At 51.0% G+C, this 12827-nt stretch carries 9 protein-coding genes; 8 read left to right on the forward strand and 1 reads right to left on the reverse strand.

Annotated elements, in window-relative coordinates:
- Nucleotides 1–13 precede the first annotated feature (13 nt).
- The 5 genes from D3P07_RS16780 (at nucleotide 14) to D3P07_RS16800 (ending at nucleotide 6699) form a co-directional block, all read left to right on the forward strand.
- On the forward strand, nucleotides 14–1507 hold the full coding sequence (locus D3P07_RS16780; protein ID WP_259391546.1) for a sensor histidine kinase: 1494 nt from the start codon (nucleotides 14–16) through the stop codon (nucleotides 1505–1507).
- Complete coding sequence (locus D3P07_RS16785) at nucleotides 1485–2174, forward strand: response regulator transcription factor (RefSeq protein ID WP_119801404.1); 690 nt, start codon at nucleotides 1485–1487, stop codon at nucleotides 2172–2174. The genes D3P07_RS16780 and D3P07_RS16785 overlap by 23 nt, the downstream gene beginning before the upstream one ends.
- Before the next feature lie 34 nt (nucleotides 2175–2208).
- The gene (locus tag D3P07_RS16790) at nucleotides 2209–5241 is read left to right on the forward strand and encodes an efflux RND transporter permease subunit (RefSeq protein ID WP_119801405.1); all 3033 of its coding nucleotides are present in this window, start codon (nucleotides 2209–2211) and stop codon (nucleotides 5239–5241) included.
- A gap of 130 nt (nucleotides 5242–5371) precedes the next feature.
- Nucleotides 5372–6247, forward strand: a complete 876-nt coding sequence (locus tag D3P07_RS16795) for an NAD(P)-dependent oxidoreductase (RefSeq protein WP_119801406.1) — start codon at nucleotides 5372–5374, stop codon at nucleotides 6245–6247.
- A gap of 131 nt (nucleotides 6248–6378) precedes the next feature.
- Nucleotides 6379–6699: a DUF3889 domain-containing protein gene (locus tag D3P07_RS16800; protein ID WP_182914363.1), complete on the forward strand. Its 321-nt coding sequence runs from the start codon at nucleotides 6379–6381 to the stop codon at nucleotides 6697–6699.
- Nucleotides 6700–6812: 113 nt separating this feature from the next.
- On the opposite strand, the gene D3P07_RS16805 is transcribed toward D3P07_RS16800, so the two are convergent.
- The gene (locus D3P07_RS16805) at nucleotides 6813–8093 is read right to left on the reverse strand and encodes an extracellular solute-binding protein (protein WP_119801408.1); all 1281 of its coding nucleotides are present in this window, start codon (nucleotides 8091–8093) and stop codon (nucleotides 6813–6815) included.
- A 392-nt stretch (nucleotides 8094–8485) separates the two neighbouring features.
- On the opposite strand from D3P07_RS16805, the gene D3P07_RS16810 reads away from it, so the two are divergent.
- The 3 genes from D3P07_RS16810 to D3P07_RS16820 all read left to right on the forward strand — a co-directional run bounded on the left by D3P07_RS16810 (nucleotide 8486) and on the right by D3P07_RS16820 (nucleotide 12803).
- Nucleotides 8486–10882, forward strand: coding sequence for a hypothetical protein (locus tag D3P07_RS16810; RefSeq protein ID WP_119801409.1), 2397 nt, complete (start codon nucleotides 8486–8488; stop codon nucleotides 10880–10882).
- A 68-nt stretch (nucleotides 10883–10950) separates the two neighbouring features.
- Nucleotides 10951–11883 carry an ABC transporter ATP-binding protein gene (locus D3P07_RS16815; RefSeq protein ID WP_119801636.1) on the forward strand — a complete coding sequence of 311 codons (933 nt, stop codon included), beginning with the start codon at nucleotides 10951–10953 and terminating at the stop codon, nucleotides 11881–11883.
- The gene (locus D3P07_RS16820; protein ID WP_259391547.1) at nucleotides 11880–12803 is read left to right on the forward strand and encodes an ABC transporter permease; all 924 of its coding nucleotides are present in this window, start codon (nucleotides 11880–11882) and stop codon (nucleotides 12801–12803) included. Before D3P07_RS16815 ends, D3P07_RS16820 begins: the two co-directional genes overlap by 4 nt.
- The last annotated feature ends 24 nt before the right edge of the window (nucleotides 12804–12827 follow it).

The following is a 12827-nucleotide window of genomic DNA, read 5'->3' on the forward strand; positions in this document are numbered from 1 at the left end:
GGAGTGTGAAGCAGTGTCTATAAAGGTAAAGCTTTATATGTCGTACCTGGCTATGGCTTTTGTTCCGGTGATCCTGCTAATGCTGTTTATGCTGTTTATTTTTTTTGCCGGTGAAAAGCAAGATTTGAGGGAGTTTACCGAAGCCAAGCAGAACGAGAGCTTTAATCAGGCGATTATCTATGGGGAGCTGTCTTACGTCATCCGCGAGGATACGGCCAAGCTTGAGAATGACATTTTCGTGCAAGGACTGCAAGAGCGGCTTAAGGAGCAATGGGCGGGCTTTGTGCTTACCCGAAGCGGCGAGGTGACGGAGGTGTCGCCTTTTCTGCAGGATCTCTCACCGGATGAGGATTGGAAGGCGCTTGCCGACCAGCCTCCGGAGCAGATGTCCTTCAGACTTTACCGGTTCACCTCCCATGAGATCGGATTTGCTTATCCGGATGGAAGTCCAGGAACGATGGTTTTGTTCCACCGTACAGAACCCGTCCCTATATTCTGGCATCCACTCACGCTGCTTGCAGGACTGCTCTTTGTATGTCTGACGAGTCTGCTGCTGACCTACTTTGTCTCTCGCAGCATTATTCGGCCGATCCAATCGCTGCGTACGGCAGCGCTCCGAATCAAGGAGGGAGATCTGACGCATGAGCTCCGCACGAAGAAGACGAAGCTGGGCAAGCAGAATGAAGTCGTCCAGCTTGGCTCCGCCTTCGAGGAGATGCGTATCCGGCTGAAGCATTCCATTGAGCAGAGCTTGCAGTATGAGGATAACCGAAAGCAGCTTTTATCGCATATCTCCCATGATCTGAAGACGCCGATTTCTGCCATCAAAGGGTATGTGGAAGGTATTCTGGACGGCATCGCCAATACCGATGAGAAGCGCGTGCGCTATATGCATACGATCTATCGGAAGGCAACCGACATGGATCAGCTGATCGACGAGCTGTTCCTCTTCTCAAAGCTGGATCTGCAGAAGGTCGCTTACGATTTCAAAATCGTCGATATTGGCCGTTATGTAGAGGATTTCATGGACGAGCAGCGTTTTGATTTGGAGAAAGCGGGCGTAGCCTTGAAGTTCGAAGATCTCTCCGAGGGCGGACTGCGCGTCGCGGCTGATCCCGATAAGCTGAACCGCGTATTCACGAACATCTTGAACAATTGCGTGAAGTATATGCAACAGGATCATGCTGATCGGGAGGACGTCATTACGGTAAGAATAAGAAGGGAAGAGGAATACGCCATTATCATGATCGATGATACCGGTCCCGGGATCGACCAGGCGGACTTGCCTCATATTTTTGACGGCTTCTACCGGGCGGAGCAGTCCCGTAACTCCGAGACCGGCGGTAGCGGGCTTGGACTTGCCATCGTCAAGCAGATGACGGAGGGGCATGGCGGCTTCGTCTGGGCGGAGAACTTGCCGGAGGGTGGCGCGCGCTTCTGCATCAAGCTTCCCCTCACAACGGCAATCAAGGCGGTGAACGAGCATGAAGAACATATTGATCATTGAAGACGAGAAGGCCATCGCCGAGCTCGAACGCGATTATTTGGAAAGCCATGGTTATCAAGTGCAGATCGAAGGCCGAGGCGATATCGGCTTGCAATTGGCGCTTGACGGCAGTTATGACCTGATTATCGTCGATGTGATGCTTCCGAAGCTGGACGGCTTCGAGATTTGCCGCGAGATTCGGGCTCGGCAGAACACACCGATTATCATGGTGACATCCAAGAAGGAAGAAATAGACAAGATTAGGGGACTGGGCCTTGGCGCGGATGATTATATGACAAAACCCTTCAGTCCCAGCGAGCTTGTGGCACGCGTCAAAGCCCATCTTTCGCGCTATGAAAGGCTGACGGCGGATAAACCAAGTCTGGGTCAGCATATTCAAATACGCGGCCTTTCCATTGACAAGCAAGCCAGACGCGTCACCATTCATGATGAAGAAGCGATGCTGACCACCAAAGAGTATGAGCTATTGCTCCTCCTTGCGTCCCATCCCAACCGCGTATTTGAGAAGGAAAAGCTGTTTGAGCGGATTTGGGGGCTGGATTCCAATGGCGATGCGGCGACGGTAACCGTCCATATTCGGCGGCTTCGCGAGAAGATCGAGCACGACCCGTCCAATCCCCAATATATCGAGACCATTTGGGGTGTTGGTTATCGGTTTAAGGTATAGCAGTAAGAGAGATAGAAGATGAGGAGTGGAGAGAGTGAAAAGTGTTATCAAGTTTTCGTTGAACAACAAGTTCGCCTTATGGATCATGACTCTCATCATCCTGTTCTCCGGCCTATACGCCGGCACGAGCATGAAGATGGAGACGCTCCCGGACATTACGATTCCGATCGTCAGCGTAACGACTGTATATCCGGGCGCGGCGCCGGAAGAAGTAATGGAGAAGGTTACGAAGCCGATTGAGCAAAGAACGCGCAATTTGACCGGCGTCAATAATGTATCCTCGACCTCCTTTGAGAATGCTTCCTCCGTCGTAATCGAATACACATACGAGACGGATATGGATAAAGCGGCAGATGAAGTGAAGAGCCTTCTGTCCGAGCTGAAGTTCCCGGAAGGCGTCCAGGCGCCTGGCGTCTCCCGCATCAGCATGAATGCGTTCCCGGTCCTGTCGCTCAGCCTGTCGAATGAAAGCCTGGAGCTGGATCAGCTGACCAAGCAAGTAACGGAAAACATCTTGCCACGCCTGGAAGGACTTGATGGCGTTGCGGATGTTCAAATTTCTGGACAGAACATCATGGAAGGCGAATTAGCCTTCGACGCTGAAGCCTTGGCGGCAACGGGCTTAACGGAGGATGCCGTTAAGGGCATCATACAAGCTTCCGCGCTTTCTGTACCGCTTGGCATCTTCGAATTCGGCGACTCCGAGAAGTCGATTCTGGTAGATGGCAACATCGTAACAGAAACGGATCTGAACAACCTTGTGCTGCTTCCGGGTGTGAAGCTAAGCGATGTAGCAGATCTGAAGATTTCCGGCAAAGCGGAATCCGTATCCCGCACGAACGGCAAAAACGCGATTGGCATCAGTATCGTCAAAGCAGCTGACGCCAATACGGTTGATGTCGTCAATCGGGTGAAGGAGAATATTAAAGAACTGGAAGAAGCGAACGAAGGGCTGACGATTACGGTTGCATTCGACCAAGGCGAGCCAATCGAAGCATCCGTCCATACTATGCTGAGCAAAGCGCTGATCGGTGCTTTGGCGGCTATCATAATCATCCTGTTGTTCCTGCGCAATATTCGTTCGACGATTATATCCGTCGTGTCGATCCCATTGTCGATTCTGATGGCGCTGCTTGCGCTTAAGCAGATGGATATTACGCTCAACATCATGACTCTAGGCGCGATTACCGTTGCCATCGGCCGGGTAATCGACGATTCCATTGTCGTCATCGAGAATATATACCGGAGAATGTCTCTTTCAACCGAGAAGCTGAAGGGCAAAGAGCTTGTTCTGGAAGCAACGCGCGAGATGTTCGTACCGATTATGGCTTCAACAGTTGTAACCGTAGCCGTATTCCTGCCGCTCGGATTCGTATCCGGCATGGTAGGGGAAGTATTCATGCCGTTTGCGCTGACTGTCGTATTCGCATTGGCGGCATCGCTCGTCGTCGCGATTACGGTCGTGCCGATGATGGCGCATATGATGTTCCGCAACGGACTTAAGGCAAATCAAATTCATGAAGATAAACCTGGCCGCCTGGCGCTTTGGTACAAGAAAGTGCTGCGCTGGACGCTGGATCACAAGTTCGTCACTTTTGCAGCAGCCGTGCTGCTTCTTGTAGGCAGCTTGTTCCTGGCTCCTGTAGTCGGCTTCAGCTTCTTGCCGGCGGATGAGCAGAAGTCGATGATTATTACGTACAGCCCTGCTCCTGGCGAGACTCGCGAGCAAGTAGAGGAAGTCGCGCTTGAGGCTGAGAAAATTTTGATGGAACGCGAAGGAATCTCCGTCGTGCAATACGCGGTAGGCGGACAAAATCCGATGAGCCCAGGCGCATCCAAGTCGGGCTTGTTCAACCTCTCGTACGACAAAGATTTCAAAGGATTCACAGAAGAAAAAGAAAAGATCGTTCCGCTGCTGCGTGAACTTGGCGGACAAGGCGAGTGGAAGGAGCAGGACTTCTCCGGCGGCCTTGGCGGTTCGACCATTACGATGAACGTTTATGGCCCAGACATGAAGACGCTGCAGCCTATCGTTGACGATCTGATGGCCAAGCTTGGCGAAAACGCGGATCTGAAAAAAATCAGCTCCAGCTTGTCCGAGACCTATGAGCAATATCGCATCGTTGCTGACCGCGACAAGCTGAGCCAATATGGCCTGACAGCAGGTCAGGTTGCCATGGCGCTGAGCCCTGTGCGTGACCGTCCGCTTCTGACAACGATAGAGAAGGACGGGGAAGACCTTAATGTCTACCTGCAAGTTGAGGAGAAAACGTACCGCAATCTGTCCGATCTGGAAAATGTGATGATCATGTCGCCGCTTGGCATGGAAGTTGCTCTGAAGGATTTAGTGAAGATTGAGGAAAGTGAATCGCCGAACACGATTACGCGTCTGAACGATCGTATCTACGCATCGGTATCCGCTGATGTAACGGCATCCAATGTAGGCGCAGTTTCTACAGATATTCAGAAAACAATTGACAGCATGAAGCTTCCGGGCAATGTCAATATCGACATGGGCGGCGTAACGGAACAAATGAACGAGACATTCTCGCAGCTTGGCATGGCAATTCTTGCTGCTGTAGCAGTCGTATACCTCGTGCTGGTTCTGACATTCGGCGGAGGCTTGACACCGCTGACGATTCTGTTCTCGCTTCCGTTCACCGTAATCGGTGCCATGCTGGGCTTGCTTGTAACGGGTGAAACAATCAGTGCGACAGCGCTAATTGGAGCTCTCATGCTGATCGGTATCGTCGTCACGAATGCAATTGTACTGATCGATCGCGTCATTCATAAGGAAAACGAAGGACTTTCCGTTCGTGAAGCACTTCTGGAGGCTGGCGTAACGCGTCTGCGTCCGATTCTGATGACGGCGATCGCGACAGTCGGCGCATTGCTTCCGCTTGCATTCGGCTTCGAATCCGGTGGCCTGATCTCGAAAGGCATGGCGGTTACCGTTATCGGCGGCTTGACGAGCTCGACATTGCTTACGCTCATTATCGTTCCGATCGTGTATGAATTCCTGAATCGGAAAAAAGCGAAAAAAGGCGCTGCAGCTGTAACGGAGTGATAAAGATTTGAGAGTGCCTCCCTGTGGATGGATCGTCCGCGGGGAGGCTTTTTTGATATAATGACTGTGGAATAAATGAGATTGGACGATACAACTTAAAGGATGGACAGATAGGGAGTGTGGCAAAGGAATGAATCCGCAACTGACGAAAGTAGGCTTCATAGGAACAGGTGTTATGGGCGGCAGTATGGCGAGCCACGTACAGCAAGGCGGCTACGAAGTTCATATTTATACGCGTACGAAGGAAAAGGCCCTTCCGCTTATCGAGCAGGGCCTAATCTGGCAGGATACCCCGGGTAATCTGGCGCGGGTGTGCGACGTTATTATTACAATGGTCGGCTATCCTTCCGACGTGGAGGAGCTGTATCTGGGACCTTCCGGCCTGATCGATTCCGCTAGGAGCGGTACAACCTTCATCGATATGACAACCTCTAGCCCGGCTTTGGCAAGGCGCATCTACGATGCAGCTAAGGCGCGTGGTATGTACGCGCTGGATGCTCCTGTATCGGGCGGAGACATCGGAGCCCGCAATGCGGCATTGACCATTATGGCCGGCGGCGACCGAGAAGACTATGAGCGCGTGCTTCCGATCTTGTCGCGAATGGGGAAGCAGATACTGCTGCAAGGCGCAGCCGGTGCTGGCCAGCATACGAAGATGGCGAATCAGATTGCGATTGCCTCTACGATGATTGGCGTATGCGAAGCGCTAATCTATGCGAAGAATGCCGGATTGGAACTGGACCAAGTGCTGCAGAGCATTAGTGCCGGTAGCGCAGGCAGCTGGTCACTCAGTAATCTGGCTCCGCGCATGGTTGCCGGGAACTTCGAACCGGGCTTCTACGTGAAGCATTTTATTAAGGATATGGGCATTGCGCTTGACTCCGCTGCGGAGATGCAGATTGAGCTGCCTGGTCTGGCGCTTGCGAGAGAACTGTACCAGCGCATTGCGGACGCGGGGTTGGGGGACAAAGGCACCCATGCACTCTACAAAGCCTGGGACGAGTAGGCGGATGAATTTATTTGTGCCCCCAGACTCATACAGGTTGACTAAACAACGGGTTGTCTGGCTAAACTAACCACATCTCTGCCGATTGGCGCAAGAACGGGAGGTGGTATAGGATATTAGGTCAGGTCGTTGTGAAAGCGATATTCCTGCTTATCAGCATAGCGAATCCGGATGTTCAGGTGTCAGTTGATCCTGTTACAATTCAGTCAGCCAACCCGGCTTATGCCAAATGGAGCAAACTTGCCTTGGAAGAAACAGCGAAAGCTTACCGCGGCGCTTCCATAGTGGATTACAAGTATGAGGGTAGATTTATTGGTGCTGAAGGAGAATCAGAGGAGCGGTTTCTGCTATGGTTGCGGGAGGAAGGCCGTGAATTCGGAGTTCGTGTATCGTTAAAGATTCAGACGGAGACGGAGAATCTGCTAACTGTAAAACTTACGGAGATGAACTAAATAAGGAATGAACTAAAATAGATGTGTCAAATGAATGAGATGACGCGCAAAATTAGATAATACAATGGGCATGCTCCTTTTTTATGCAAAGGAGCATGCCCTTTTCCGGTTTTCTAGCTATTGACGAAATTGTCTGGCTTGGAGTTGATATCCTGCACGACCTTGTCGACGGCCTCCCAAGCCTGGTCGAAGGAGAGGATCCCCGTGGACACGGCTTCGAATTGGGTACGGAATACATCGGACAGAGCTTGCTCTGCCGGTTGAACTAACTCAATAGCAGAGATGGACCCTGACGAGCCTGTTGCAAGAAGAGGCTCCAGCGAGAAGTCTCCAATATCGAGGTAGTCCGGATAGGTGACGAATCCTTCTGCCAGGTTATCGGATGCGATGCGTTCCGCTGCCTCCTTGCTCATCAAATACTTCACAATATCCCATGCTTCGTCACTGTAAGGGCTTTCAGCATAAATCGAGAGTTTGGTAGAAGTATAGACGGAGCTGCTCCATGTGCTGGAGGGATCTCTCGGCAATTCGATGAGTGCCCAATCGTCGGATGTCTCATTATTTTTCAATATGGTTTTGAGGTGTGAAGCCCTGCCTATATATAGACCTGTATGAGTCAGATTAGGGTTGTTTACAATCATCTGCTGAGATTTGATCATGTTCTTGAACGTATCCTCGTACAGCTGCTCGAACAATTGGCGCCACTCGAGGTTATTAATCATGAGCTGATTATTTTCAATTCGCTGCAAGCCAAGGATGTTCTCACCCACCCAGGTGTAAGAATAATACCAATCGCGATTGATCTTATAGCCGGTGGCGGAGGAATCCTTGGCCTGAATAGCTAAAGCCGATTGGCGGAATTGATCCCAAGTCATCGGGGAACCGGGTTCCGTAACGCCCAGCTCACGGTATAGCTTGCGATTGACAAATAGCAGCTCACGGTCGAAAGTCGGGCTTAATAAGGTCAGCTTGCCTTTTGCATTAAGCTGACTTTCTGTAAATTGCTTCTGGATGTCGTTGAGCTCAACGCGATCACGTGTCAATAGAGGCGCCATGTCAAGCATCGGGTAATCCTCGATGAAGTGATCCGGGGGCATCTCCATGTGAAAATCCGGTTTCTCTTCTTCGATAATTTCAACCAATCGCTCATCCCATCTCTCCAGTTCGATCCCTTCTTTAACCATCTGTCTGTACACATCAATCACCTGAAAGCTGATGTGTGGAAACTTCTCATTTAATAAAGGCATGTAGAGCGGGAATTCTTGGGACGAGGCTAATACCTTCAGCGTAATCTCTTCTTTTTTGTCTTTGCCTATTCCGATTGCAGAGCAGCCTTGCATGAGAAGAGCCAGAAGAAGCAACGCGGAAAACCATTTGAATTTTGCCGATTTCATATCTATCCGTTCCCCCTTTTATTTGTATCCACTAATAGGCTTATATCCTGCGGCGGCAGTTATAAGCGATCAGAAAAAGCCGTTCGATTTCGATGTTTATTCATGCAATTGTAGGTAAAAATATGCGTGAAACAAATATCAGGTTCAAAAAACATGGAAAAGTATAAATTTTCTTTAAATTATATAAAAATAAACATCATCTCCTATTATTGAAATATTTGTATATCCCCAAAATAACCCAACCGATTCAATCCGTCAATATAGTAGATAGCGGCATGACTTGGTCACTTGGCAGATGTCAATCTATCTAAACTTTGGAAAAGAAAGCAACCAATTCTCTCCTTTATTCGTTACAATTAACAAAGGTCATAGAATAGAAAAGAGGGTGTTGCGTGAAAGAAAAAGTGAAGCGGATCATTGCATTACATACTGCAGTGGTAATGGCATGCATGCTATTCGCGGTTGTATTCATTCCTATTGCGGAAGCGGCGGGCGACGAGGGAGGAATCACCATCCAGCGGAAGGTCGGATTCCAAGGTGCTTACAAGCAGAACAAGTGGTATCCGGTCAGCGTGACGCTAACAAACCATACGGGTAAAGATAAGTCGGGAGAAGCTGTATTGTCCGCAGTCACCTCCGAAGGCATCACGACTGATCTTGTGGTTCCTATAGATTTGCCTGTTGGTACGGCTATAGATGTTTCATTTGCGTTGCCGGGCACGGTGCTTAATCAAGATACAAGCCAAATTCGATTTTTCGAAGGCTCATTCAAGAGCGGGAAGTCAGTTCCATTAGTCGGTATGGATACGCTGGATGGACGTTTGATCAACGGTTCTGCGATCGGCGTCGTTTCCCGTGATCCGGATACGCTTAACTTTATGCCGACCCTGAACCTTAAGGGTTATGAAATTACAGTCATGCCGTTAACTCCGGAAGAGCTTCCGGGAGACTCGGTCATGCTGGATATGCTGGATGTGCTGGTTATTAACGACATGCCGACGGCCGAATGGAAGGAGTCTTCCATTCAGGCAATCAAGGATTGGGTTGTGAAAGGCGGGACGCTTGTGCTGTCCGGCGGGGCTGGCTATGCCAAAACGTCTGAAGCCTTCCTCGACATTGCTGCGGTTGAAGCGACAAGCCTCACCGAATTGGCTAATGCGGATGTCCTGACCGCTTCCGGCGGCGGCGCTCAGCTCCAGTTGGATAAGCCGATTACCGTATCAAGTGGGCGGATCGTGGCGGGCACGATTGAGATGGCGGATGGGAGCTTGCCTCTGGCCGTCAACCGGAAGGTCGGCTTTGGTTCCGTTCTCTATGTGGCATTTGATCCCTCCTTGTCGCCGCTCGCGGCTTGGCCGGGAAGTGCCACACTTTGGTCCAAGTTTTTGAAGGATTCCTTGCTCAATCCACAAGGCACAGGCGGCAGCCGGGTCAGCGTGTCTTTCTACAGCGACTTGCAAAACAGCCTGAAATCGGCGATCGACCAATTCCCTTCAATTAAACCGCCGTCCTTCCCGCTATTGCTTCTGATGTTCGGATTGTATGTACTGATTGTGGCGCCACTGCTGTATGGGGTGCTGGTCAAGTCGGATCGCCGGGAGTGGGCGTGGTGGCTTATCCCTTCGGTCTCCGTTGTTACCGGTATTTTAGTATTTTTCATTGGAGCGGGAGACAAACGCATCACACAGGTACATAGCATTGAAGTGATTGAGATGTCGGTTGACGGACGGACTGTATTGTCGGGAGCGACAGCCATATTCAGTCCGACCGGCGGAACCGTGACCGCAGAGTTCGACGAGAAGAGGCCGCTTGGCATGTATTCGGACGATTACCGGGGCGGTTCGCTGCAACGGAACGGCAATTATCAGCTCATCGACCGTACAGACAGCGTTCAAGCTGAATGGCGTTCCGTGCCGTACTGGTCGACCCGCAAGCTGTGGATGGAGCGGATAGTTGCAAGTCCTGATGCCAACGGAGGGTTGATGACCGAGTATTTGGAGGAAAATGGTTCGATCGAGGCTAGGGTGAGCAACGAGACGGGGACCGATTTGACCAACGTATCGCTGCTCATGAACGGACAGGTGAAGAGGATTGGAGATTTGAAAGCCGGGGAAAGTTCTGTGATAAGCAACTTGAGCTACAACTTGCCTCCGATTATTGGCAGCTACTATGATTACTCCGGCATGATCTTCCCGTATGGCACTACAGCGGGCAGGGATGAGTGGCAGCGGGAGCGACAGGTGATGCGTGGTTACTTTGATCATTTAAATAGCCTTCCATCGATGTCTGCACCTGTCATTGTCGGCTTCAGCAAGGATCACGAGAGCAACTATAGCGTTAACGGCAGCAAAGTGAAATCGGACAATATGAGAATGTGGGTGCAGGAGCTTCAACCGATTAATCGAATTGGAGACCGTGTAGTCGTGCCGGCCGGAGTCATCACCCCGCTTATTTCTTCAAGTACTTTGCAAGTGCTTCAAAGCTACGGCAATGGTGTGATGCAGGTAGGAACTGGTTCGGCTGAGCTGGAGTATCTGATTCCAAACGGCGAGCGGATCGCCTATGACAATCTGGATATCCAATTTGCGCAAGGGTTTGGCAATTCGGGGGTGGACTGGAGCGTTTGGCATGAAGCTACCGGCAAGTGGACTGCGATCAAAGACGATCTTGGTGCACCAAGCGAATATATAACGGAGCAAGGGTCGATTCGAATCAAGCTTGATGTTCTCAACCAGACGGAAACCGTGTTTCCTTACATTGTCCTGGAAGGAGAGGAGCTGAGTCCATGAATGAAGTGCAGACAGCGGAAATGACCAGACGTAGGGGCGGCGAACAGTTCTCCCAGGAAGGGAAGCCGATGATCGAGATTCGCAGATTGACGAAGCAATTCGGCAGCTTCCAAGCGCTCAAAGGGATTGACCTGACAATTGCCAAAGGAACCGTATTCGGGTTTGTGGGACCTAACGGAGCGGGCAAGTCGACGACGATGTCAATATTGGCTACGCTGATGGCGCCTAGCTCCGGCTATGCTAAGGTTGACGGCTTTGATGTCATGCAGCATCCTCACGAAGTGCGGAAGAGGATTGGTTACATGCCGGATTTCTTCGGTGTCTATGATCAGTTCAAGACGGTCGAATATTTGCATTTTTACGGTGCCAGCTACGGCATTCCGAAGACGGAGCGCGAAGCGCTGATCCCTCAGTTGCTTGAGCTGGTGAATCTAAGCGATAAGCAGGACGCGTATGTCGATACGCTGTCCCGCGGCATGAAACAAAGGCTCTGCCTCGCTCGCTGCCTGGTGCATGATCCCGAGCTGCTCATTTTGGATGAGCCGGCATCTGGTCTGGATCCGCGCGCCAGAATCGAGATGCGCGAAATATTGAAGGAATTGAAGGCGATGGGCAAGACGATTATTATATCGTCGCATATTTTGCCGGAGCTTGCGGAGATGGTCGACGAGATCGGTGTCATCGAGCACGGGGCCATGGTTGCGGTGGGGAATGTGGCGGATATCCAGAACAGGCTTCGGGTCAAGCGCTACCTTCATGTCCGCCTGTTAGGACGTGAAGAAGAAGCGGAGCAATTTTTGCAAGAGCAGCCGTATGTCAATCAGCTGCTGCGGGTTGAGAGCGGCTGGCAGATCCATTTTGGCGGACATGATGAGGAGCAGGCAGCCTTGCTGGAATCACTAATGAATGCCGGATTCCGTATTGTATCCTTCAGCGAAGCGCAGACGAATCTGGAGGATGTGTTTCTGGAGATTACCCGGGGAGGAGGCGGTGACCAATGAGAAGAAGCGAGATGAGAGACTGGCTTGGAAGGTTCAGTCTGATCAATCCGGTGCTGGACAAAGAATTTCGGCTGCGCATGAGATCGCCGCGGGCGATGTGGACGTTGTTTTTCTATTTGCTGGCGATCGGATTGCTAGCGTTCGCCGCCATTTATTTGACCCAGGAGCTGTCAGGGCGCGGGGGTTCCTCCTTTAATCCTGAGCAGAGCAAGGGATTGTTCTATTTCCTCACGATGGCTCAGCTTGGTCTGGTTGCGTTCATGGCACCTGGGCTTACTGCAGGTGTAATAAGCGGGGAGCGTGAGAAGCAGACGCTGAATCTCCTGCTGACGACGCAGCAAAGCTCGGCTACGATTATTATTAGCAAGCTGCTGTCCTCGCTTGGCTTTATGGTTCTAATTGTGTTCAGTACGATTCCGATTTACAGCATGGTGTTTTTGTACGGCGGCATATCGCCGAAGCAGATGGTGCTGGTCTTTCTATTTTATTTGTTCATTATGCTGGTGCTAGGCTCTTTTGGCATCTTTTTCTCTACTTTGCTGAAGCGGACGATGCTTTCGGTTATTGCCACATATGGCGTTACGCTGTTCTTGTTTGTAGGAACGGCCTTGTTGTATTTTGTCATGATGAGCGTGACGTCGAATCACTTTTATTCACAGCCTGCGGGGGCTGCGCAAACATACAATTGGATAGGACATATTATCGCATGGAATCCGGTTGCGGCGCTTTACAGCATACTGGAGCCTTCGATTTCGGATGAATTGTTTATGGCCAACCGACACGGATACAGCGGTCACACCGGCAAAGGCGCGCCTATGCCGCTATGGCTGGAGTTTATGCTGATCTATTCGGTGCTATCGGCCGCCGCATTATGGTCCGCTATTCGCAACCTGCGACCAACAGCTAGACGGCATCGCTAATCCAGTACAGGAAGGGAGGAGAGG

It is taken from the genome of Paenibacillus sp. 1011MAR3C5, from assembly GCF_003591485.1.
GTDB lineage: Bacteria > Bacillota > Bacilli > Paenibacillales > Paenibacillaceae > Pristimantibacillus.

Excerpts from the sequence above, each read along its gene's own strand:
- D3P07_RS16785 (WP_119801404.1), top strand. The coding sequence starts at position 1,485 with ATGAAGAACATATTGATCATTGAAGACGAGAAGGCCATCGCCGAGCTC.
- D3P07_RS16795 (WP_119801406.1), top strand. The coding sequence starts at position 5,372 with ATGAATCCGCAACTGACGAAAGTAGGCTTCATAGGAACAGGTGTTATG.
- D3P07_RS16820 (WP_259391547.1), top strand. The coding sequence starts at position 11,880 with ATGAGAAGAAGCGAGATGAGAGACTGGCTTGGAAGGTTCAGTCTGATC.
- D3P07_RS16815 (WP_119801636.1), top strand. The coding sequence starts at position 10,951 with ATGATCGAGATTCGCAGATTGACGAAGCAATTCGGCAGCTTCCAAGCG.
- D3P07_RS16805 (WP_119801408.1), bottom strand. The coding sequence starts at position 8,093 with ATGAAATCGGCAAAATTCAAATGGTTTTCCGCGTTGCTTCTTCTGGCT.